This window comes from Bradyrhizobium sp. ORS 278 (assembly GCF_000026145.1).
In the GTDB taxonomy this organism is placed as follows: domain Bacteria; phylum Pseudomonadota; class Alphaproteobacteria; order Rhizobiales; family Xanthobacteraceae; genus Bradyrhizobium.
Genome location: NC_009445.1, coordinates 1155632 through 1178097, shown reverse-complemented (window position 1 = coordinate 1178097; position 22466 = coordinate 1155632). Strand labels below are relative to the sequence as shown.

16 protein-coding genes are annotated in these 22466 nt (G+C 65.4%); 6 read left to right on the top strand and 10 right to left on the bottom strand.

Translation table 11 applies throughout. From position 1 onward, the window contains the following. Positions 1 to 599: 599 nt before the first annotated feature. Positions 600 to 791 (bottom strand): DUF1192 domain-containing protein, encoded by a 192-nt coding sequence (locus BRADO_RS05165; protein ID WP_011924262.1) that lies wholly within the window; start codon positions 789 to 791, stop codon positions 600 to 602. Between the two features lie 88 nt (positions 792 to 879). Here BRADO_RS05165 and BRADO_RS05160 point away from each other — a divergent pair, with 88 nt between their 5' ends. Both BRADO_RS05160 and BRADO_RS05155 read left to right on the top strand, forming a co-directional pair. Next, entirely contained in the window at positions 880 to 1878 is a 999-nt protein-coding gene (locus tag BRADO_RS05160; RefSeq protein ID WP_041756122.1) for an NAD(P)H-quinone oxidoreductase, read from the top strand. Positions 1879 to 2046: 168 nt separating this feature from the next. Beyond that, complete coding sequence (locus BRADO_RS05155; RefSeq protein ID WP_041756121.1) at positions 2047 to 4926, top strand: EAL domain-containing protein; 2880 nt, start codon at positions 2047 to 2049, stop codon at positions 4924 to 4926. A gap of 195 nt (positions 4927 to 5121) precedes the next feature. Here the strand turns inward: BRADO_RS05155 and BRADO_RS05150 are convergent, their stop codons facing one another. Beyond that, positions 5122 to 5601 (bottom strand): MarR family winged helix-turn-helix transcriptional regulator, encoded by a 480-nt coding sequence (locus BRADO_RS05150; protein WP_011924259.1) that lies wholly within the window; start codon positions 5599 to 5601, stop codon positions 5122 to 5124. Between the two features lie 299 nt (positions 5602 to 5900). Between BRADO_RS05150 and BRADO_RS05145 the strand changes: the two genes are divergently transcribed. Together BRADO_RS05145 and BRADO_RS05140 are read left to right on the top strand one after the other, a co-directional pair. Continuing rightward, complete coding sequence (locus BRADO_RS05145) at positions 5901 to 7763, top strand: feruloyl-CoA synthase (RefSeq protein WP_011924258.1); 1863 nt, start codon at positions 5901 to 5903, stop codon at positions 7761 to 7763. Between the two features lie 210 nt (positions 7764 to 7973). Then, complete coding sequence (locus BRADO_RS05140) at positions 7974 to 9959, top strand: cache domain-containing protein (RefSeq protein ID WP_041756119.1); 1986 nt, start codon at positions 7974 to 7976, stop codon at positions 9957 to 9959. A gap of 15 nt (positions 9960 to 9974) precedes the next feature. Here BRADO_RS05140 and BRADO_RS05135 read toward each other — a convergent pair whose 3' ends face one another. From BRADO_RS05135 to BRADO_RS05105, 7 genes are all read right to left on the bottom strand, one after another. Beyond that, entirely contained in the window at positions 9975 to 10973 is a 999-nt protein-coding gene (locus tag BRADO_RS05135; RefSeq protein ID WP_041756118.1) for an ABC transporter ATP-binding protein, read from the bottom strand. Continuing rightward, entirely contained in the window at positions 10973 to 11971 is a 999-nt protein-coding gene (locus BRADO_RS05130; protein WP_197535374.1) for an ABC transporter ATP-binding protein, read from the bottom strand. The genes BRADO_RS05135 and BRADO_RS05130 overlap by 1 nt, the downstream gene beginning before the upstream one ends. After that, positions 11971 to 12912, bottom strand: coding sequence for an ABC transporter permease (locus BRADO_RS05125; protein WP_041756117.1), 942 nt, complete (start codon positions 12910 to 12912; stop codon positions 11971 to 11973). The genes BRADO_RS05130 and BRADO_RS05125 overlap by 1 nt, the downstream gene beginning before the upstream one ends. Beyond that, positions 12878 to 13837 (bottom strand): ABC transporter permease, encoded by a 960-nt coding sequence (locus BRADO_RS05120; RefSeq protein ID WP_011924253.1) that lies wholly within the window; start codon positions 13835 to 13837, stop codon positions 12878 to 12880. The genes BRADO_RS05125 and BRADO_RS05120 overlap by 35 nt, the downstream gene beginning before the upstream one ends. A gap of 44 nt (positions 13838 to 13881) precedes the next feature. Beyond that, complete coding sequence (locus BRADO_RS05115; RefSeq protein WP_011924252.1) at positions 13882 to 15675, bottom strand: peptide ABC transporter substrate-binding protein; 1794 nt, start codon at positions 15673 to 15675, stop codon at positions 13882 to 13884. A 256-nt stretch (positions 15676 to 15931) separates the two neighbouring features. Beyond that, a complete protein-coding gene (locus tag BRADO_RS05110) occupies positions 15932 to 17725 on the bottom strand; it encodes a peptide ABC transporter substrate-binding protein (protein WP_041756116.1) in 1794 nt (597 codons plus the stop codon). A gap of 126 nt (positions 17726 to 17851) precedes the next feature. Further along, on the bottom strand, positions 17852 to 18109 hold the full coding sequence (locus tag BRADO_RS05105; RefSeq protein WP_011924250.1) for a hypothetical protein: 258 nt from the start codon (positions 18107 to 18109) through the stop codon (positions 17852 to 17854). 143 nt (positions 18110 to 18252) lie between these two features. Between BRADO_RS05105 and BRADO_RS05100 the strand changes: the two genes are divergently transcribed. After that, the gene (locus BRADO_RS05100; RefSeq protein WP_011924249.1) at positions 18253 to 19761 is read left to right on the top strand and encodes a diguanylate cyclase; all 1509 of its coding nucleotides are present in this window, start codon (positions 18253 to 18255) and stop codon (positions 19759 to 19761) included. A gap of 64 nt (positions 19762 to 19825) precedes the next feature. Here the strand turns inward: BRADO_RS05100 and galU are convergent, their stop codons facing one another. Beyond that, positions 19826 to 20707, bottom strand: coding sequence for a UTP--glucose-1-phosphate uridylyltransferase GalU (gene galU / locus BRADO_RS05095; protein WP_011924248.1), 882 nt, complete (start codon positions 20705 to 20707; stop codon positions 19826 to 19828). A 217-nt stretch (positions 20708 to 20924) separates the two neighbouring features. On the opposite strand from galU, the gene BRADO_RS05090 reads away from it, so the two are divergent. Beyond that, positions 20925 to 22322 carry a lytic murein transglycosylase gene (locus BRADO_RS05090; RefSeq protein ID WP_041757317.1) on the top strand — a complete coding sequence of 466 codons (1398 nt, stop codon included), beginning with the start codon at positions 20925 to 20927 and terminating at the stop codon, positions 22320 to 22322. Positions 22323 to 22466: the final 144 nt, after the last annotated feature.

Below are 22466 nucleotides of genomic sequence, written 5' to 3'. Positions count from 1 at the left end.
ACATCGTCCGGCAACCGCGCCGGTATGATGAACAAATCATTGCGCGGCCGGTTTCGAGAGTCCAGCAGCAACGCCTAATATGGTTTCCACGGCGTGGGATGTGCCGTGCTCGCCTACCATCTGCGGCTGCAACCCGGCTGTTCAGGCCCGCGTCACGCCGCTTGATCAGTTAGCAGACACAATCACGGCAATAGTGTGCGGTTGGAGGAGGATGTTGTTACTCCTCGCAGCTGCCCACCGCTGCAGGTATTAGCCGATGGAAGATCAGGTGGGGTCTCAAGGCCGACCCGCGACCATCGTTCCTCGCCCGGGCAAGGCCGTCTCCTGCTTGGCGGGGGATCGGTTAACAACTCGGCGCCGACGGCGCGGACTCCGCGAAAGCGGTGCTGCCAAAAAAAGAGCCGCCGTTGCCGGCGGCTTTGAAGTTGATAACAGGGAGGCGTCAAACAGAGTGGACAGGAGCCACTCAGTGTCCAAACGAGGACGGTACCGGTTGTAAACGCGAAAGCTTAATCAACCGTAAATGGCAGGAATTTTTCAAACTTCATTAGCCATCTCGGCCACTGGCCGACCGTATTTTCACGTGCCGCGGAACCAGTTCAGGATTTGAAGATGCTGGCTGCTGCGTCGCGCGAGGCGCGCTTCCTGGCCACCGCCTGCTCGATCCGCTCGATCTCGCCACGCAGGAGCGCGATGCGGCCGGTCAGTTCCTCGACGGAGAGCATCGACAGGTCCTGGCCGATCTCGTGCGAAGCCGCCTTACGCGGCCGGTCGTCGTCCTCGTTTGCCATCTTCGCCCTCTCCCGGTTGCCAGCAGGGGCTGGGCTGGCTTAAGCACGCCGCAGCACCCGCCCGTTGTTCACGCCTGAAGGATTTCTCATGGAACAGCTGCCCGCGCAAATGACCGTGGTCGCCATCAGCCAGCCGGGCGGGCCCGAGGTGCTCAAGCCCGAGACGCGGCCCGTGCCGAAGCCCGGTCCCGGCGAGATCCTGATCAAGGTGAAAGCCGCCGGCGTGAACCGTCCCGACGTCGCGCAGCGCTCCGGCAGCTACCCGCCGCCGCCCGGCGCAAGCGACCTGCCCGGCCTGGAAGTCGCCGGTGAAGTCGTGGCCCTCGGTGAGGGCGCGGTCCGGCACAAGCTGGGCGACACCGTGATGTCGCTGGTCGCCGGTGGCGGCTACGCGCAATATTGCATCGCACAGGACGCCCAGGCGATGACAGTAGCGCCGGCGCTCTCGATTCTGGAAGCAGGCGCCTTGCCCGAGACGCTGATGACCGTCTGGCACAATGTGTTCGAGCGCGGGGGCCTCAAGGAAGGCGAGACACTACTCGTGCATGGCGGATCCTCCGGCATCGGCACCATGGCGATTCAGCTGGCCAAGGCGTTCGGCGCCAAGGTGCTCGTGACGGTCGGCTCCCAGGACAAGGCCGATGCCTGCGTCAAGCTCGGCGCCGATCGGGCCATCAACTACAAGACTGAGGATTTCGTTGCCGTGGTCAAGGAAGCCACCGGCGGCAAGGGTGCCAATGTGATCCTCGACATGGTCGGCGGCGACTACATCGAGCGCAATTACGACGCGGCGGCGACCGACGGCCGCATCGTCCAGATTGCCTTCCTCGGCAGCCCCAAGGCCACGGTCAACTTCGTCAAACTGATGGTGAAGCGCCTCACCCACACCGGATCGACCCTGCGTCCCCGTAGCAATGCGGACAAGGCGGCGATGGTGGCGGCCATTGAGGCCAAGGTGATGCCGTTCCTGCGCGAAGGTCGCATCAAGCCGTTGATGGACTCGACCTTTCAACTCAGCGATGCAGCGAAAGCGCATGCGCGCATGGAGACGAGCCAGCATATTGGCAAAATTGTGTTGGAAATCTAGGCGCCCTCTAAACAGAGTGTGTTTGGAATCTCTTTGATTTTCCTCGCTTTCGTGCCAATGATCGCGCACCTCTGAACCGTGCCTGGAACGGCTCCAAATTCTTTGCGAACGTGCCTTTAAGTTTGAACTGTTTCGCTGTGGTTGGGTGTCGAACGCGGAGATTTGACATTGCGTCTGGTCAGGTGCCTGGCGTCCTTGGTGGCGCTAGGCCTCGTGATGTGTGGTGCCGTTGCCCCCGCTCAGGCCGTTGACGCCGTCAGCGTTCGCAGCGACGCGCCCGCGATCGACCTGACCGGCATCCTCGATCACCAGCGCAGCGAGAACGATCGCATCCAGGTCTCCACCGCGCCCGGCACCGACGGCATCGTCCGTCGCATCGAGGTGCGCGCGCGCGAGGGCGGCCAGAACTGGATCGTATTCGCGCTGGCCAACAACACGGACGACCAGCTCGACCGCCTGATCGTGGCGCCGCACTACCGCGTCGTCGGCTCCGGCGTGCTGTGGCCCGATCTCGGCCTTTCGCGCATCGCCACCATCACGCCCTCGATTGGCGACCTGCCGGAGCGGCAGGAGAGCCCGACCGCCGACGTCTTTCGCGTCACGCTCGATCCCGGCTCGGTCGTGACGTTCGTTGCCGAATTGCGCACCGACAAGCTGCCGCAGCTCTACCTGTGGGAGCCGGAAGCCTACAAGGACAAGGTCAACTCGTTCACATTGTACCAGGGCATCGTGATCGGCATCTCAGGCCTCCTGGCGCTGGTGCTGACGATCCTGTTCGTGGTGAAGGGCAGCATCATGTTTCCGGCCGCCGCGGCGCTGGCCTGGGCGGTGCTGGTCTATATCGGCGTCGACTTCGGCTTCTGGGGCAAGGTCCTGGACATGTCGAACAACGCCGAGCGCGTCTGGCGCGCCTCCGGCGAGGCGATCCTCGCGGCCACGCTGCTGGTGTTCCTGTTCGCCTATCTCAATCTGTCGCGCTGGCATGTGCGCTACTCGCACATCACGCTGGGCTGGCTGTTCTTCCTGGGCTCGCTGGTCGCGGTGGCGCTGTTCGATCCCGCGGTCGCCTCCGGCATCGCGCGCATCTCGCTGCTCCTGATCGCCGTCGTCGGCTTTGCGCTGATCGTCTATCTCTCCAGCCACGGTTTTGATCGCGCGGTGCTGCTGATCCCGACCTGGTTCCTGCTGACCGTGTGGGTCGGCGCCGCCAGCATGACGGTCGCCGGCCAGGTCACCAACGACATCGTCGGTCCGGCGTTGCTCGGCGGCCTCGTGCTGATCGTGATGCTGATCGGCTTCACGGTCATGCAGCACGCTTTCGCCGGCGGCGGCGCCACCACCGGCATCGTCTCTGACGTCGAGCGCCGCGCGCTGGCGCTGGCCGGCTCCGGCGACCTGATCTGGGACTGGGACGTCTCGGCCGACAAGGTGTTCACCAGCCCGGAGACCGAAAGCCTGCTCGGCCTGAAGCGAGGCACGCTGGAAGGCCCCGCCGCGAAATGGCTCGAGGTGCTGCATCCGCTCGACCAGGACCGCTTCCGCGCCGCGCTCGACAGCGTGCTCGACCAGCGCCGCGGCCGCCTGGTGCAGGATTTCCGGCTGCGCACGCCCGACGGCCATTTCATGTGGTTCGCGCTGAAGGCGCGGCCCGTGGTCGGCTCCGACGGCGAGGTCTCGCGCGTCGTCGGCACGCTCACCGACGTGACCGAGTTCAAGAATGCCGAGGAGCGGCTGCTCCACGACAGCGTGCACGACAATCTGACCGGCCTGCCCAACCGCAAGCTGTTCATCGACCGGCTGGCGGCGGTGGCCAATTTCGCCAAGACGATGCCGGCGCTGCGGCCGACCCTGATGGTGATCGATCTCGACCGCTTCAAGCAGGTCAACGATTCCGTCGGCATCGCGGTCGGCGATTCCATTTTGCTGACGCTGGCGCGGCGGCTGTCGCGGATCCTCAAGCCGCACGACACGCTGGCGCGGCTGGCCGGCGATCAGTTCGGCCTGATCCTGCTGTCCGAACAGGATCCCGCGCGCATCACCGCGTTCGCCGAGACCATCCGCAAGACCATCCGCGCGCCGATCGCCTTCAACGAGCGCGAGATCTTCCTGACCGCCTCGATCGGGCTCGCTTTGTCAGATCCGCAGACGCAGCTGTCGGAGGACATCATCAAGGATGCCGAGCTTGCGATGTATCACTCCAAGCGCATCGGCGGCGACCGCATCGACGTCTACAAGCCGGCGATGCGCGCACGCAAGAACGACCGGCTGACCTTGGAAAGCGAGCTGCGCCGCTCGATCGAGCGCCAGGAGATCACCATCCTCTACCAGCCGATCGTGCGGCTGGAGGATCGCTCGATCGCCGGCTTCGAGGCCTTGGCGCGCTGGGATCATCCGAAGCTCGGCCGGATGTCGCCGAGCGAGTTCATCACCATCGCCGAGGAGATCGGCCTGATCGTCGATCTCGGCACCTTCGTGCTCGACCAGACCGCGCGGCAGCTCTCGGTGTGGCAGCGCGCGACGCGGCTGCGCGAGCCGATCTTCGCCAGCGTCAACGTCTCCTCGCGGCAGCTCTTGCGCCACGACCTGATCCACGACATCCGCTCGGTGCTGGCGCGCTCGTCGGTGGCACGCGGCTCGCTCAAGATCGAGCTGACGGAATCGCTCGTCATGGAGAACCCCGAGCACGCCGCGCAGATGCTGGCCCGCATCCGCGAGCTCGGCGTCGGGCTCTCGATCGACGATTTCGGTACCGGGCATTCGTCGCTGGCCTATCTGCAGCGCTTCCCGTTCGACACCTTGAAGATCGACCAGTCCTTCGTCCGCACCACCGCGCGCGGCACGCGGCCGGTGATCCTCAAATCGATCATCGCGCTGGCCCACGACCTCGGCATGGACGTGGTGGCGGAAGGCGCGGAGACGGACTCCGATGCGGTCGAGCTCTATCAGCTCGGCTGCGAATACGCGCAAGGCTACGCCTTCGGCGAGCCGATGGACGCCGACGCCGCGATGCGGCTCTTGACGGAAGAGCGGCTGGAAGCGGCGAGCTGAGGCGGCTCATCGGTCTGGGCGCGGGAGCAAAGCCACGCCGGCAATGCGAGAAGCCCTCCACACCTTCCGGATGCATCTTTTCTTTTCTATATCTTAAGATAGATTTGCGTCAGTACCGCGTTCGCGTGCCGGCTGCGTGTGGCCGCTGCGCACTGCTGCGGCGGGAGGCTCGCGACAGTGCCTTCAGAAATACGTCTAGTCCGCCTCGAACTGCGCCAGTGCCGCGAGCGCGCGGCGATAATTTTCGGCGCCGAGGCGGCGCGCCACCCGCTTCTCGTGCGCAGCAACCGCGACGTTCGCCTTCTTCAGGATCATGCGGCCGCGCTGGGTCAGGTCGAGCGCATGCGCGCGGCGGTCCAGCGCGGAGCGCTCGCGCACGATCAGCCCGGCCTGCTGCAGTTCGTCGAGCAGCGCGACCATGCGTGCGCGCTCGATGCCGAGCGCGCACGCAATCGCGATCTGCGTCGCGCCTGGATTGGCCGTGATCGTTTCCAGGATCGAATAGAGAATGACGTCGAGCTCCAGCGGCGCAAGCGCCGCATTGACGTCGCGGAAGATCCAGTGCTGCAGGCGGCGGACGAAATAGCCGAGATGATTGTCGAGCTCACCGAGACGAATCCTCGGGTCCTGGGCGGCTCCGGCTCGTTGCGCCCGTGCGCTCGCGGTCTTGGACATAGGGCTCTCGCTGATGTCGGACGCCCCTGCCTAGACCGACGCCGCCGCGCGCACAAGCCGCCGCAATTGGTCACACCCACAATAATTGCAAACCACAACTATTCTGTTAGTCTGGCGGACAACAATATAGGTGGGAGGGGGAGCCATGCCGTCAATGACGACGACGGCTGCCTGCATTGCGACGGCAATGCGGCGGCGCGAGAGAGCGGTGCACGGCACGGTCCGCATCGGCGCGCGGGACGTCGCATCGGCCAACGGCCCTCTTTTTTGCGCAGCCTCCGACGGGACGGAGGCTTCTCATGGGTAGCCCCGAGCGCCGTCAAGATCCCGCGCCTGAGATGTTCGCCGCGCCATCCATCGACGCGCTGAAGCGTGACGACGGCGCCATCATTCTGCGCTCGCGCATGCCGCTGGAGCCTTCTGCGCGCTGTACGGGCGAATGGCTGGAGACGTGGGCGCGCAAGGCGCCGGACCGCACCTTCCTGGCGGAGCGCCGCGGCGACACCTGGACGTGGCTGACCTACGGCGAGACGCTGACGCAGGTGCGCGCCGCGGCGGCCTGGATGCTGGCGCAGGGCCTTGGGCCGGAGCGGCCGCTCGCGATCCTCTCCGACAACAGCATCGCGCATGCGGTGCTGGCGCTCGCCGCGCAGCATGTCGGCATCCCCGTCTGCGCGATCTCGTCGGCCTACTCGCTGATGTCGACCGACCATGAGAAGCTCAGGACGATGATCCGGCTGCTCGATCCCGGCGCCATCTTCGTCGCTGCGCACGGCCCCTTCGTCCGCGCGCTGGCCGCAATCGAAGGCTTGCATCGCGCTGTGATCATCAGCGGCGATGGCGAGGGCTCCGGCGCGATGCCACTGCAGGCCTTGCTGACGACGAAGTCCGGTCACGAGGTCGATCGAGCCTTCGCGGCGGTGACGCCCGATACGATCGCAAAGCTGCTGTTCACCTCCGGCTCGACCGGGCAGCCGAAGGCCGTGATCAACACGCACGGAATGCTGACGATGAGTCAGCAGGCCAAGGGCCAGCTCTGGACCTTTCTGCGCGAGGTCGAAGGCGGCCCCGTCATCGTCGACTGGCTGCCCTGGAGCCACACCTTCGGGGCCAACCACAATTTCAATCTGGTGCTCGCCCATGGCGGCTCGATCTATATCGACGGCGGCAAGCCGGCGCCCGGCCTGTTCGAGACCTCGCTCGCCAACCTCCGCAGCATGGTGCCGACGATCTATTTCAACGTCCCGCGCGGCTTCGACATGCTGGTCGCGGCGCTCAAGGCAGACGACGAGTTGCGGACAAAGTTCTTCTCCGGCGTGCAGTGCATCCTCTATGCGGCCGCCGCGCTGCCGCAGAATCTCTGGGATGCGCTCAACGAGATGAGCCTGGCCACGGTCGGCCGGAAGGCGCCGCTGGTGTCGGCCTGGGGCGCCACGGAAACGTCGCCGCTTGCCACCGACTGCCACTTCTTCGCTGAGCGCGCCGGCAATATCGGCGTACCGATCCCCGGCACCGAGCTGAAGCTGGTGCCCGCCGGCGAGAAGCTCGAAGTGCGCGTGCGCGGCCCCAACGTGATGCCGGGCTACTGGAAGGCGCCGGAGATCACCGCCGCCGCCTTCGACGAGGAAGGTTTCTACAAGATCGGCGACGCCGTGAAGCTCGCCGACCCCGATCATCCGGAAGCCGGCCTGTTCTTCGACGGCCGCATCACCGAAGATTTCAAACTCTCCTCCGGCACCTGGGTGAATGTCGGCGCGCTGCGCGTCGCCGGCATTGCTGCGCTGGCGCCGCTGGCACAGGACATCGTCATCGCCGGCCACGGCACCGACGAGGTGCATTTCCTGATCGTGCCGAACATCATCGCATGCCGGAGCAAGGCAGCGCTGGCCGACACATGTTCAATCGGCGAGGTGCTCGCGCATCCTGCCGTGCGCGAGGCGATCGCGCGGGGGCTGGCCAAGCTGCGCGCCGAGGCGGTCGGCTCGTCGCGCTATGCGACACGCGCGCTGCTGCTGGCCGAGCCGCCGTCGCTCGATGCCGGCGAGATCACCGACAAGGGCTACATCAATCAGCGCGCCGTTCTCACCCGCCGCGCCAATCTGGTGGCAAGGCTGCAGGACGAGGCTGCGGCGGATCTGATCAGGCCAACTCCGAACACCTGATGACAATGCGGCCGGCAGGGCAAAGCGACTGATGAGGTCACGGGGGCATCGTGGACCATTGCCGCGATCCCTGTTCCGCGCTGAAATCCCGTAGAACTACGTGGCGGACAACGTCTGTTCGGCATGATGCTACCATGCGCACTTAACCGGGCATCAACTGCGATTCTTTAAAACTATTCGCAATTGGCTCCTCACCTGTCCGGATACATCATGGCTCAGCCGCGTTTCTCGCTTGCGCTCCGCATCTACGCGATCATCGGTCTGTCCTTCTGCGGGCTGGCAGGCCTCGCGGCGACACAGACGCAGAATCTGGAAACCGCATTGCGAGACCAGCGACAGAGCGAGCTGGTGCATCTGACGCAGACCGCCGTCAGCATTGCCCGCGAGGAATATGACGCGATCGCGCGCGACAAGGTGGCGCCCGAGGCCGCGCAGAAGAAGGCCGCCGAGCGCATCGGCAAGCTGCGTTACGGCAGCGGCGACTACTTCTGGATCAACGACATGGGTCCGAAGATGGTCATGCATCCGATCAAGCCGGAGCTGAACGGCCAGAGCCTCGCCGAGAATAAGGATCCCAACGGCAAGCGGCTGTTCGTGGAGATGGTCGACGTGGTGAAGCGCCAGGGCGCCGGCGTCGTCGACTACATGTGGCCGAAGCCCGGCAAGGAGGCGCCGCAGCCGAAGATGTCCTATGTCGCGGGCTTCGAGCCGTGGGGCTGGATCATCGGCACCGGCGTGTATGTCGATGATCTCGAAGCCCAGGTCTGGGCGAGCAAGCGCGGCGTGTTCATCGCCGCAGTCCTGGTGATGCTGATCATCGGATCCATCACGCTGATCATCGCGCGGCGGATGTCGTCGGCCCTGGCTTCGATGAGCGGCGCGCTAACCGAGCTCGGCCACGGCAATTTCGACATCAAGCTGCCGGGCCAGACCCGCAGCGACGAGCTCGGCGACATGGCGCGCTCGATCGAGCAGTTCCGGCTGAAGACCGAGGAGAAGGCGCGGCAGACCGCGATGCTCGAGGACGAGCAGCGCCAGGTGGCCGAGCGCATCAAGAGCAAGGCGCTGAAGGAGATGGCCGAGGCGGTCGAGCAGGCGGCCAGCAGGGCCGTCGGCGAGGTCGCCGAGGGCACCGGCCAGATGGCCAGCAATGCAAAATCGATGACCGACAGCGCGCTCACCCTGGAGCGCAATTCGAGCAGCGTCGCGGCCGCCGCCGAACAGGCGCTCGCCACGACACAGACCGTCGCCAAGGCCTCCTCGCAGCTGGCCGCCTCGATCTCTCAGATCTCGGCCCAGGTGAACTCCTCGCGCGAGCTGACACGCAAGGCGGTCTCCGCGTCGTCCGATGCCCAGGCGACGATCGCGAAGCTGTCGGAGGCCGCCGACAAGGTCGGCGCCGTGACCAGCCTGATCAGTGAGATTGCCGGCCAGACCAACCTGCTGGCGCTGAACGCCACCATCGAGGCCGCCCGCGCCGGCGAAGCCGGTCGCGGCTTCGCCGTGGTCGCCTCGGAGGTGAAGTCACTGGCCGAGCAGACCGCGAAGGCGACCAGCGAGATTGCACAGCAGATCGCCGAAATCCAGGACTCGACGCGCGCCTCGGTGACGTCGATCGGCGCGATCGGCGAGGTCATCCGCAACGTCGAGGCGGTGTCCTCGGGCATCGCCGATGCGATCCAGGCACAGAACAGCGTCACCATCGAGATCTCGCGCACCGTCGAGGAAACCTCGGCCGCGGCGCGCGAGGTGGCGAGCCAGATCGCCGAGGTCTCGCGCGAGGCCAGCGAGGCCGGCCGGCGCTCGACCGACATTCGCGACGGCTCGGGCTCGGTCGCCGAAAAGGTCCAGCGCCTGCGCACAGAGCTGGTGCGCGTCATCCGAACCTCGACAGCCGATGTCGACCGCCGCCTGTCGACCCGGCTGAACATCAATCGTCCGGGCACGCTGCAGGTGAATGGCGCGCCAATCGCCATGACCGTGCGCAACCTGTCGCTCGGCGGCGCGCTGCTCGAGCAGATTCCGACGAGGCTATCGGTCAACACGCCCGTCACGCTGGCGATCGCCGGCATGGTGTCCGATCTGCCGGGCACGGTGACCCGCGTCGGCGATCGCACGGCGCTGGTGCAGTTCACGCTCAACGACGAGCAGACCGCGCGCCTGACGGCCCTGATCTCGGATCGCCAGGCGGCGTGATCCCCCAGGTCTGCTTCAGCGGAAGTGGCAGGCGACGAGGTGGCCCTCGTCGCTCGCCTTGAGGGGCGGCACTTCCCTGCTGCAGATGTCTTTGGCGATCGGGCAGCGGGTGTGGAAGTGGCAGCCTGACGGCGGGTTGATCGGGCTCGGCACCTCGCCCTTCAGCCGGACGCGCTTGCGCTTGATGCTGGGATCCGGGATCGGCACCGCCGACAGCAGCGCCTCGGTGTAGGGATGCTTCGGCGTCGAATAGAGCTGGCGTGACGGCGCGGTCTCGACGATGCGCCCGAGATACATCACCGCGACGCGGCGGCTGATGTGCTCGACCACCGAGAGGTCGTGCGCGACAAACAGATAGGCGATGCCGAACTTCTGCTGCAGATCCTCGAGCAGGTTGATGACCTGGGCCTGGATCGAGACGTCGAGCGCCGACACCGGCTCGTCGCAGATGATCAGCTTCGGCTCGACCGCGATCGCCCTGGCAATGCCGATGCGCTGGCGCTGGCCGCCGGAGAATTCGTGCGGATAGCGCGTCATGTGATCGGCCTGCAGGCCGACGGTCTCCAGCAGATGGACGATGCGCTCCTCGTATTTCTGACGCGAGGACGCCAACCCATGGATCGTCAGCGCCTCGCCGATGATCGCGCCGATCGTCATCCGCGGATTGAGCGAGGCGTAAGGGTCCTGGAAGATGATCTGGATGTCGCGGCGAAGCGCGCGCAGGTTTTCGCCAGACAGCGAGATCACGTCCTTGCCTTCGAAGGAGAGCTCGCCCGAGCTCGGCTCGATCAGCCGGAGCACGCAGCGTCCGGTGGTCGACTTGCCGCAGCCGGACTCGCCGACCAGGCCGAACGTCTCGCTCGGCTCGATGTGGAAGTTGACGCCGTCGACGGCGCGGACGCTGCCGATCTGGCGCTTCAACAGGCCGCCCTTGATCGGAAACGCCTTGGTCAGGTTGCGCACCGTGAGCAGCGGCGCCGAAGCGGCGGCGGGAGCAATGGCAGTGTCGGTCATCACAGCAGCGTCTCTTCGGCGCGAATGCACGCCACCTTGTGGCCGGGCTCGATCTCGCGCAGCGGAGGCTGCGCACGCTTGCAGTCGGGGATGACGAAGCGGCAGCGCGAGGCGAAGCGGCAGCCTTCGGGCGGATTGACCAGCTTCGGCACGCTGCCCGGGATGCTCTCGAGCCGGCTCTTCTTGACCGCAGCGAGATCGATGCGCGGGATCGAACGGATAAGGCCTTGCGTGTACGGATGGCGCGGATTGGCGAACAGGCGCTCGACCGGCGCCTCCTCGGCCACCCGGCCCGCATACATGACCACGACGCGCTGGGCGACCTCGGCAACGACGCCCATCGCGTGGGTGATCAGCATGATCGACATGCCGAGCCGCTCCTTCATGTCCAGCAGCAGGTCGAGGATCTGCGCCTGGATCGTGACGTCGAGCGCGGTGGTCGGCTCGTCAGCGATCAGGAGCTTGGGATTGCACGACAGCGCCATCGCGATCATCACGCGCTGGCGCATGCCGCCGGAGAAATGGTGCGGATAGTCGTGCACGCGGCGCTGCGGATTGGGGATCTGCACCAGTGCCAGCATCTCCGCGGCACGGTCCATCGCCGCCTTCTTCGACAGGCCCTGATGCAACCGGATCACCTCGGCGATCTGATCGCCGACGGTGTAGACCGGGTTCAGCGAGGTCATCGGCTCCTGGAACACGATCGCGATCTCGCTGGCGCGGATGCGATTGAGCTCGGAGGTCGGCAGCGGCACGAGATCGCGGCCTTTCCACAGGATCTGGCCGCCGGCGATGCGGCCGGGCGGCATCGCGATCAGCTTCAGCACCGACATCGCGGTGACCGTCTTGCCCGAGCCGGACTCGCCGACCACGCACAAGGTCTCGCCGTGGCCGATCGAGATGTCGACACCGTCGACGGCCTGAACCTGGCCCTCGTCGCTGTTGAAATAGGTCTTCAGCCCCTTGATCTCGAGGAGCGGAGCGACGCGCGCGTCCATCACATCACCTTCCGCGGATCGAGTGCATCGCGCAGGCCATCACCGATGAAGTTGATCGCGATGACGGTCAGGAAGATCGCGCCGCCGGCGAACAGCGCCCAATGCGGCGCGATGTCGAGATAGTCCTTGGCGTCGAACAACAGCCGTCCCCAGGTCGGAATGTCCGGCGGGAAACCGAGGCCGAGGAACGACAGCGTCGATTCCGCGATGATCGCCGCAGCGACGTCGATCGTGCCGGCGACGATCACCGGTCCCAGCGCGTTCGGCAGGATGTGGCGGACGACGAGGCGGAGGTTGGAGGCGCCGAGCGCGCGGGCGGCCTCGACGAACTCCTTCTCGCGCAGTGACAGGAACTGCGCGCGCACCAGGCGCGCCACCGGCATCCAGCGAAAGCCGCCGATGACGAGCACGATCAGCACGAAGGTGCCGCCTTCCGGGCCGACGATCCCCTTCAAGAGATCGCGGAACAGATAGATCACGAGCAGCAGCAAGGGCAGCTGCGGCAGCGACAGGAACAGGTCGGTCAGCCACATCAGCGCGGCATCGACCGGGCCTTTCGAGTTGCCGGCGACAGCGCCGATGACGACGCCGACGAACAGGCCGACCGCCATCGCGGCGAAACCGACCGCGAGCGAGATGCGCCCGCCATAGATCATGCGCGACAGAAGATCCTGGCCGAGATCGTCGGTGCCGAACGGATGCTCCCAGGACGGCGGCGCGAGACGCGCGGTGAAGTCGATCTCGTTGATCGGCACCCGCCAGATCCACGGGCCGACGATGATGGCGAGCGCCAGCAGCGCCAGCACGACGATGCTGACGGCCGCGAGGCGGTGGCGCAGGAAGCGTCGGACCGCATCGCGCCCGGGCGAGAAGCGGCGCTTTTTCGAAGCCGGCGCGACCGCCGCTTCAACGGAAGGAGATGCGTGGGTCAAGCCAGCCATACAGAATATCGGCGATGAGGTTGAACAGGACGACGAGGCAGGCGAACACGAAGGTCACCGCCATGATGACGGGCGTATCGTTGGCGAGGATCGCGCTGATCAGGAGCGAGCCGATGCCGGGAATGCGGAAGATCTGCTCGGTGACGATGGCGCCGCCGAACACCGTGGGCATCTGCAGCGCGACCAGGGTCACCACCGGGATCAGCGCATTGCGCACCACGTGCTTGACGATCACCTTGCTCTCGTCGAGCCCCTTGGAACGCGCCGTCGTGACGTAGTCGAGCTTGATGACGTCGAGCACGGCCGACCGGACATACCGCGTGTAGGATGCGGCCTGGTAGAGGCCGAGCACGGTGACCGGCATCACCGCCTGCTTGAAATTTTCCCACCACCATATCCACCCCGTCGCCGGGATGTCGGCGCGGTAGACGAACGGCAGCCAGCCGAGATTGACCGAGAACACCAGGATCAGGAGCAGGCCGGTGAAGAAGGTCGGCAGCGAGAAACCGATGAAGGCGAAGGTGTTGGCGATCTGGTCGAAGATCGAATAGGGCCGGCGCGCCGCCAGCACGCCGACCGGGATCGCGACGATCAGCGCCAAGAGCTGCGCGGTGCCGACCACGTAGAGCGTGGCCGGAATCCGCTGCAGGATCAGCGTATCGACGTTGACGCGGCTCGCGAAGGAGAAGCCCCAGTCGCCATGCAGCATGGCGAGCAGCCAGCGGAAATAGCGCACCATGATCGGATCATCCATGCCGAACTTGATGCGCAGGGCCTCGCGGACCTCCGGGGGAATGTTCGGATTGCTCGCGAGCTCGCCGAACGGATCACCCGGCGCGAGCGCAAGCAGCACGAACAGAATCAGGCTGATGCCGAGCAGGCTCGGCACGGCCACGATGAGGCGCCTGAGAAGGTAGTTTCCCATCGCTCCACCTCTACGATGTCTGGCTGGTCATGCTGATGGCGCGATCAGGTCTCGCGATACCAGTTGGCGATCTGCCAGAGGTCGTTGTCCCAGCCGCTCTTGTTCACGACCATGCCGTTCTTCAGACCGATGCAGTTGCGCCGGTTGATCTCGGGCAGGATGTAGTTGTCCTGCACCACGAGGTCGTTGAGCTTGACGAACAATGCCGCGCGCTTGACCGGGTCGAGCTCGCTCGATGCCTGCTTGTAGGTCTCGTCATACTCCTTATTTTGCCAGCGCGAGATGTTGCGGCCCTGCCACTTGTTCTCCTTGCTGGCGACCTCCCACGAGGTGAACTGGTTCATGAAGAACTGCGGGTCGGCCTGCGGCATGGTGGTCTGATACATCTCCATGTCGCAATAGAAGTGCGGGTAGGTGTCGGGGTTCGCCGGATCCGACGAGAAGAACACCGAGGCGACCACCGATTTCAGCTCGACCTCGATACCGGCTTTCTGGAACGCCTGCTTGATGATCGCCTGGTTCTTCTGGCGCGGCGCGTTGATCGAGGTCTGGAACACCAGCTTGATCGGCTTGCCGTCCTTCTCGCGGATGCCTGATGCGTTCTTCTTCCAGCCGGCCTCCTCCAGGATCTGGTTGGCCTTGTCGATCGAGAATTCGAACTTGTTGTTCGGCGAGCGGAAGCGCTCGGGGTTGTTGAGGAAGTTCGCGGTCGCGACGCCGGCGCGGCCATAGATGAACTTCTGCACCGAGGCACGGTCGATCAGGAGGTTGATCGCCTTGCGCACCGCCGGATCAGTGAAGAACGGATGCTTGGTCTTGACGCTCGCGCGCTCGCCATCGACCTCGGTCCAGGGATCGGTGACGTTGAGCGCGATGTACTCGATGTGGCCGGTGACCGTGAGCTGGGCCTTGCCCTGGCCGCCGGCTTCCAGCTTGGTGAGGATCTCGTCCTCGACCTGGAGATTGTAGGCGTAGTCGTATTCGCCGGTCTGCAGCACCGCGCGGGCCGCCGACACGGCATCGCCGCCGCCCTTGACCTCGACCGAGTCGAAATACGGCCGGTTCGCCTGATGGTAGTCGGGGTTGCGCTTGGCGGAGATCGAATCGCCCGGCTTGAAGTCGACATAGATGTACGGGCCGGTGCCCACCGGCTTCAGATTGGCCGGCGCCTCGCGCGACTTGCCGCCGATATAATCAGCGAACAGGTGCTTCGGAATGACGAGACCGTAGGCTGCAACGAAGGCATCGGCCCAGAACGGCGTCGGCGCCTTGAAGTTCAGCTTCACGGTGAAATCGTCGATCTTGTCGATCGACTTGATACCGCGATAGCTGCCGACCGAGACCGCGGCGGTGTCGGGATTGACCGAGTATTCCCAGTTGAAGATGACGTCGTCGGCGGTGAACGGCTTGCCGTCGTGCCACTTCACGCCCTGCTTCAGCTTCCAGGTGACGGAGAGACCGTCGGCGCCGAGCAGGCCGTTCTCCTTGCTCGGAATCTCCGCGGCGAGGATCGGCACGAGATTGCCGTCGGCGTCCCAGCCGGCGAGCGGCTCGTAGAACAGCCGGCAGGCTTCCTGATCCTTGGTGCCGTTGGCGAAGTGTGGATTGAGCAGCGTCGGCGCCTGCCAGAACAAGAGCTTGAGCGGACCACCGCCGCCGGCCTTGGTCGGCTTGTACTCCATCGAGTCCGCCGCGAAGGCGACGCCGGAATGCGCGAGCATCGTGCCGGCCATCGGCGCCGTCAGCCCCACAGCCATCATCCGCTGCACAAAATCGCGCCGCGACAGGCGCCCCGCTTTGACATCAGCGATCTGGTTACGGAGGTCACGCTCGTTCATTCATCGACTCCAGTGTGGTGCTGAATGCCAAAAAAAGCGCCCCGCCAAGCATCTTCGCGGAGCTGCACAAAATTGGATCAGCCTTCTGAGCGACTGTCAAAGCAGAATCCGGGCCAATTTCATAATAAGGAATGGAACGATTGTCGCACCTCGCAGCTGCAGCAAGAGCAGCCCTCCGGAATTCCGGAAACTGGAACTCACCCCGGTATGGTGGCAGCCACAGCCGGGGTGTTCGGATACAGCCCAGCGAATGTGCTCAGCTCTCGCGATACCAGTTCGGCAATTGCCAGAGGTCGTTGTCCCAGCCCGAGGAGTGCGTCTGCAGCCCCTTGCGGATGCCGGAGATGCGCGGCCGGTTCAGCTCCGGAAGCACGTGGCGTTCCGAGCAGACGATATCGTTGAGCTTGATGTAGAGCGCTGCGCGCTTGACCGGATCAAGCTCGACCGTCAGCGCGTTGTAGAGATCGTCATACGCCTTGTTCTGCCAGCGCGCGATGTTGCGGCCCTGCCATTTGTTGGCCTTGCTCGCCGCTTCCCACGATACGTACTGGCTCATGAAGGCCTGCGGCTCGGGCGAGGCCATCGTCATCTGATACATTTCCATGTCGCAGTAAAAATGCGCATAGGTGTCGGGATTGGCGACGTCGCTGGAGAAGAACACGGAGCCGACCACCGATTTCAACTCCATCTCGATGCCGGCTTTCTGGCAGGCCTGCTTGATGATCGCCTGGTTCTTCTGGCGTGGCCCATTGGTCGAGGTCTGGAATACGATCTTCAGCGGCTTGCCGTCCTTCTCGCGGATGCCGTTCGCGCCCTTCTTCCAGCCGGCGTTCTCCAGGATCTGGTTGGCCTTCTCGACCGAGAACTCGAAACGCATGTTGGGCGAGCGATAGCGCTCGGGATTGTTGACGGCGTTCGCCGTGGCGATGCCGCCGCGACCATAGATGAACTTCTGAATCGAAGCGCGGTCGATCAGCAGGTTGATCGCCTCGCGCACCGCGGGATCCGAGAACAAGGGATGCCCGGTCTTGACGCTCGCGCGCTCGCCGTCGACCTCGGTCCAGGGATCCGTGGCGTTGAGCAGGATGAATTCCAGATTGCCGGTTGGCACGATCTCGACCGCGCCTGGCCCGCCGCTCTCCAGCTTGACGAGGATCTCGTCCTCGACCTGCAGATTCCAGGCGTAGTCGAATTCGCCGGTCTGCAGCACCGCGCGCGCCGCCGACACCGCATCGCCGCCGCCCTTGATCTCCAGCGTGTCGAAATACGGACGGTTGGGCACGTGGTAGTCGGGATTGAGCTTGCCCGTGAGCATGTCGCCGGGCTTGAAGTCGACGAACAGATAGGCGCCGGTACCGACCGGTTTGAGGTTGTTCGGCGCCTCGCGGGACTTGGCGCCGATATAGTCGGCGAACAAATGTTTCGGGATGATCGCGCCACGGCCGCTGACGAACGGCGTGAACCATTGCGGCGTCGGCTTTGCGAATACGAGGCGAACCGTAAGGTCGTCGATCCTCTCGATCGTCTTGATGTCCTTGTAGTCGGCGATGGTGACCGCCGAGGTCTCGGGATGTGTCGCGTACTGCCAGTTGAAGATCACGTCGTCGGCCGTGAAAGGCTGGCCGTCATGCCATTTCACCCCCGGCTTCAGCTTCCAGACGACAGAGGTGCCGTCCGCCGCAAGCGTGCCGTTCGCGAGAGTTGGGATTTCCGCGGCGAGCACCGGCACGAGATTGCCGTCGGCATCCCATCCCGCCAGCGGCTCGTAGAAGGCGCGCGAGGCTTCCTGGTCCTTGGAGCCGATCGCGAAATGCGGATTGAGCAGGGTCGGCGCCTGCCAGAACAGGATGCGCAGCGGACCGCCGCCGCCGGCCTTGGTCGGCTTGTACGGAAACGCCTGCGCGGCCATCGCCACCCCTGAATGCGCCAGCATCATGCCGGCCAGCGGTGCCGTCAGCCCGGCCGCGAGCACCCGCTGAACGAAATCGCGGCGTGACAGCCGCCCTTCTTTGACCGCAGCGATCTCGCGGCGCAGGTCCTGTTCGTCCATGACTGTCTCTCCTCCAAATTGTCGGCACCATCGATCGCGCTGCCCTCGTGCCTTCATGCCGGGCGCCCCCTGGGCCATCTGCATCCGGCGGAAGGCACGATCCGGGCCAATGACGACGACATTGTTTCAGCGCGGTGGCTTCAGCTTGCGGAAACGGACGCCGGTGCCGTCGGGCAGCCGGGTCGCGACATAGCCCGCGGCCAGGCAGGCCTCGCGCTGCGGCATCTTTTCCTGAGGGCTGCGCAGGCTGTCCCACCACGACGCCCGCTGAGCGGCCCGCGGCAGGCTGTCGCCGATCAGTTCCTCGATCTCGTCGATGCTGAGTACCAGTTCGGGACGCGTCTGCCGCTTGAGGTAGTCGCTCAGGGCATCATAGTCGGGCAAGGTTCGACTCCATTCGGCAAGCGGCTGTCGACCTGTCTTGACGACAAGCCAGGCCAACGCAACCGCTCGTTAACCTAACATGCGTTACTCGGAGGTTATCCGTCGGTCTACGGACGGAAACCCACGGGGGATGGGACGAGCCGATGCGCTGGATACGCCGAACAGGCAAGGCAAAACCGCCTTGGCGTCTCTCGGCCCGCACGCTCGTCACCTGCTCCATCTCCACCATCATCGGCTTCTCGGCCATCTGCGCCAGCATGATGATCGACCTGCGCCGTGGCGAGGAGATCCGCGCCCGACAGTCGCTGGAAAATCTCGCAGCCGGCATCGGCGCCGACATCAGCCGCAACATCGAGTTGTACGATCTGTCGCTGCGCGCGGTCGGCGCCAACATGTTGCTGCCCGAAATCAACGAGGTCAGCAAGCCGATCCGCCAACTGATCCTGTTCGACCGCGCATCCACCGCGCGATATTTCGGCGCCATCCAGGTGTTCGACGCCAACGGTCGCCTCACCATCGACTCGGCCACGCTCGACCCGTCCCCGGAGGACCGCGGCGACGCCGACTTCTTCCACGTCCAGCGCGACCGCGCCGATGTCGGCCTTCTTGTCAGCAGGCCGGCGCAGCAGCGCGGGCACTATTCCATTGCTCTGAGCCGCCGCATTTCCGCGGCTGACGGTCGCTTCGTCGGCGTCGTCGCCGGCTCGATCCGCCTCAGCTATTTCCGCGACCTGTTCAGCCGGCTGACGCTCCCCGCGGGTGTCGGCCTGACGGTGCTCGGGCGCGACGGCACCGTCGTCGTGACCGCGCCGTTCGACCCCGCCGCGATCGGCCGCAACCTGGCGCGGGCGCCGGCCGTCAATCGCATCTTGACGGAGCCGAGCGGATGGCTGTCCAGCGCTGGCGTGCTGGACGACCCATCGCGGCTCCTGGTCTGGCGCAGCGGCAATGATCCGCTGGTGGTGGTGGCGAGCCGGACCTGGGACGGCGTCTACGCCGTCTGGCGCAACGAGGCGGCGCAGATCGGCGCGATGATGCTGGCGCTCATCGTCTTCGTGCTGGCGGCGACACAGGTCGCCGCGCGCGAGATTCAATTGCGCACCCGGGTCGAGTCCAGGCTCGAGCGGCTCGCGACCACCGATCCGCTGACCGGCCTGAAGAACCGGCGCAAGTTCGACGAGACCATCGAAATCGAGTGGCGGCGCGCGCAGCGGGCCCAGGTGCCGCTGGGGCTCCTGATGATCGATGCCGATCATTTCAAGAGCTACAACGACACGCATGGGCATCAGGCCGGCGACCAGGTGCTGGTCGGCATCGCCGTTTGCATCTCGGATTCGGTGCGGCGGGCCGGCGACTGCGCCGCGCGCTATGGCGGCGAGGAGTTCGCGGTGCTGCTGCCGGGCACGGCGGAGAAGGATGCGCTGCATGTCGCCGAGACGATCCGTATCAAGGTCGCGCTGTGGGCCGGCGAGGCCGGCAACGCCTCGATCAGCATTGGCGTCGCCAGCGTGACGCCGACGCGCGATGCCGACTGGAGCAGCCTGCTGAACGCGGCCGACCGCGCGCTCTACATGGCGAAGGCCGCGGGCCGCAATCGCTGCATCAGCGTGGCCGCACCGAAGCCGCAGCCGCCGGGCTCGCTGGCGGCGTGACGCGGCGCGCGCGGCGTCACATCTAGCTGTTGGCTTCTAGCTCTTGGCTTCTAGCTCTTGGCTTCTAGCTCTTGGCTTCGAGGTACTTCTGCATGTCGGCGCGCAGGCCGTCCCGCAGATCCGCGCGGGCCATGCCGAAGGCGATGTTGGCCTTCAGGAAGCCGGACTTCGAGCCGCAATCATGCCGCTCGCCGTCGAAATCGACGCCGTAGAATTTCTGCGTTTTCGACAGGCCGATCATGGCATCGGTGAGCTGGATCTCGCCGCCGGCGCCGCGCTCCTGCGTCGCCAGGATCTTGAAGATCTCAGGCTGCAGGATGTAGCGGCCGGTGATCGAGAAGTTCGACGGCGCGGTGCCCTTGGCCGGCTTCTCGACCATGCCGTCGACCTCGAAGATCTTGCCGTCGCGCGGGCCTACGCCACAGATGCCGTATTGATGCGTCTGGTCGGCTGGCACTTCCTGCACGGCGAGCACATTGCTCTTCTCGGGCAGCTTGTTGGCGGCGGCGATCATCTGCGCCAGGCACCCCGGAGAATTCAGCACCAGTTCGTCCGGCAGCACCACCGCGAACGGCTCGTCGCCGACGATGTCGCGCGCGCACCACACGGCGTGGCCAAGACCGAGCGGCGCCTGCTGGCGGGTGAAGCTGACGGCGCCGGCCTCCGGCTGGTCGCGCGCCAGGATTTCCATCTCGGTCTTCTTGCCGCGCGCCGCGAGCGTCGCGTCGAGTTCGTACATGCGGTCGAAATGATCCTCAATCGCCGTCTTGTTGCGCCCGGTGACGAACACGAAATGCTCGATGCCGGCTTCCTTCGCCTCGTCGAAGACGTATTGGATGAGCGGCTTGTCGACGATCGTCAGCATCTCCTTCGGCATCGCCTTCGTGGCGGGAAGGACGCGGGTGCCGAGACCGGCGACCGGAAAAACGGCTTTGCGGATCTTCATGGGGCCTGATTAAACCTTGTGACGAATGAATGCGAAATCGATCGCATCTTGGTAGCTCGTTTGCAGCCGAGAACAAAGGCGGATGTTGGTCGACTGGTTCCGTTCGAGGCGCGATGGCACGGCCATATTTCGCTGCTGAGAAACGATTAACCTTGTTAATCTCCCGTTAAGCAGGTCCGGGCCTCCTGTGGCCCACCCTGAGATGGACCTATTGAAGATGCGACGCAACGTCATGCTGGCAGCCTTGAGGACCGGAATGCGGATGGCGGTGGTGGCCGCGGCCCTGGCGACGGTGTCCGGTTCCGCCAACGCGCAATCCGGCAATCCGCTGAACTTCCTCGACAGCCTGTTCACGGGTACCCTTTCGAAGGACAATCCCGGCGCCGCCGCGCCCGCGCAGGCGCCCTCCGTCTCGGGGCCGCAGCCCTGGAGCGGCGAGGACGGTGCCTCCGGCCATCCGCTGATGACGGCGGCGGCGATCCGCGAGGCCGCCGGCAATTTCGACGCCTGCGTCGCAGGCATGTGGCCAGATGCCGCACGGCGCAACATCACGCAGGACAATTTCCAGCGCTTCACGGCGGGCCTCACGCCCGACCTGCGCATCATGGATCTGCTCGACGCCCAGCCGGAGTTCACCAAGTCGATCTGGGACTATCTCGACATCCTGGTGAACGACAATCGCCTGGCCAAGGGCCGCGAGGTGCTGGCCAAATACAAGCCGCAGTTCGACGCCACCGAGCGCGCCTATGGCGTCGACCGCTTCATTATCGCGGCGATCTGGGGCATCGAATCCAACTATTCGACCCAGATCGGCGACCGCAGCGTGCTGCAGTCGACCGCGACGCTCGCCTGCATCGGCCGCCGCCAAGCCTATTTCAAGGATGAGTTCCTGTCGGCCCTGGAGATCCTCAACCGCGGCGATCTCAGGCCCGAACAGTTGCGCGGCTCCTGGGCCGGCGCCTTCGGCCCGACCCAGTTCATGCCGACTGCCTTCAAGCGCTTCGCCGTGGACGCCGACGGCGACGGCCGCCGCGACGTCGTCGACAATCCCGCCGACCTGATCGCCTCGACCGCCAACAATCTGAAGAAGGACGGCTGGCAGAGCGGCCAGAGCTGGGGCTACGAGGTCGTGCTGCCGCAGGGCTTCAACTTCATGCTGGCCGACCGCGCCAAGACCATGAGCTTCGCCCAATGGGAACAGCTCGGCCTGCGCCGCGCCAACGGCCAGCCGTTCCCGGCGACCACCGAGAAGGCCTATCTGCTGGCGCCGGCGGGCGCCCAGGGCCCGGGTTTCCTGATGCTGCAGAATTTCCGCGTCATCATGAAATACAATCCGGCCGAGGCCTATGCGCTGGCGATCGGCCACTTCGCCGACCGGCTGCGCGGCGCCCCGCCCTTCGTGCAGGCCTGGCCGCGCGAGGAGCGCACCCTGTCCCGGGCGGAGCGGCTGGAGCTGCAACAATTGCTGGCGAACCGCGGATTCTACCGCGGAACGCCGGACGGCCAGTTCGGCGGCCAGACCCGCGAGGCGCTGCGGAACTTCCAGGCCTCGATCGGGGCGCCGGCGGACGGTTTTGCCACCACGGACGTGCTGGAACGGCTGCGTGGCCGCTGATCGCCCGCGATGCGCCGGCGCGCGGTAACCTTCCACGGCAAATACCGCGACCCGTCAACACCAACAGGTGAATGCCCGTTTGCGGCCTGATTCCGGTCCTATTATATGGGTTGTCACGATTTGCCGCGCGACGGCTGCGGACGG

Excerpts from the sequence above, each read along its gene's own strand:
- BRADO_RS05100 (WP_011924249.1), top strand. The coding sequence starts at position 18,253 with ATGCGCTGGATACGCCGAACAGGCAAGGCAAAACCGCCTTGGCGTCTC.
- BRADO_RS05145 (WP_011924258.1), top strand. The coding sequence starts at position 5,901 with ATGGGTAGCCCCGAGCGCCGTCAAGATCCCGCGCCTGAGATGTTCGCC.
- BRADO_RS05090 (WP_041757317.1), top strand. The coding sequence starts at position 20,925 with ATGCGACGCAACGTCATGCTGGCAGCCTTGAGGACCGGAATGCGGATG.
- BRADO_RS05115 (WP_011924252.1), bottom strand. The coding sequence starts at position 15,675 with ATGAACGAGCGTGACCTCCGTAACCAGATCGCTGATGTCAAAGCGGGG.
- BRADO_RS05130 (WP_197535374.1), bottom strand. The coding sequence starts at position 11,971 with ATGGACGCGCGCGTCGCTCCGCTCCTCGAGATCAAGGGGCTGAAGACC.
- BRADO_RS05150 (WP_011924259.1), bottom strand. The coding sequence starts at position 5,601 with ATGTCCAAGACCGCGAGCGCACGGGCGCAACGAGCCGGAGCCGCCCAG.
- galU (WP_011924248.1), bottom strand. The coding sequence starts at position 20,707 with ATGAAGATCCGCAAAGCCGTTTTTCCGGTCGCCGGTCTCGGCACCCGC.
- BRADO_RS05165 (WP_011924262.1), bottom strand. The coding sequence starts at position 791 with ATGGCAAACGAGGACGACGACCGGCCGCGTAAGGCGGCTTCGCACGAG.
- BRADO_RS05125 (WP_041756117.1), bottom strand. The coding sequence starts at position 12,912 with ATGGCTGGCTTGACCCACGCATCTCCTTCCGTTGAAGCGGCGGTCGCG.
- BRADO_RS05135 (WP_041756118.1), bottom strand. The coding sequence starts at position 10,973 with ATGACCGACACTGCCATTGCTCCCGCCGCCGCTTCGGCGCCGCTGCTC.
- BRADO_RS05140 (WP_041756119.1), top strand. The coding sequence starts at position 7,974 with ATGGCTCAGCCGCGTTTCTCGCTTGCGCTCCGCATCTACGCGATCATC.
- BRADO_RS05160 (WP_041756122.1), top strand. The coding sequence starts at position 880 with ATGGAACAGCTGCCCGCGCAAATGACCGTGGTCGCCATCAGCCAGCCG.
- BRADO_RS05120 (WP_011924253.1), bottom strand. The coding sequence starts at position 13,837 with ATGGGAAACTACCTTCTCAGGCGCCTCATCGTGGCCGTGCCGAGCCTG.
- BRADO_RS05110 (WP_041756116.1), bottom strand. The coding sequence starts at position 17,725 with ATGGACGAACAGGACCTGCGCCGCGAGATCGCTGCGGTCAAAGAAGGG.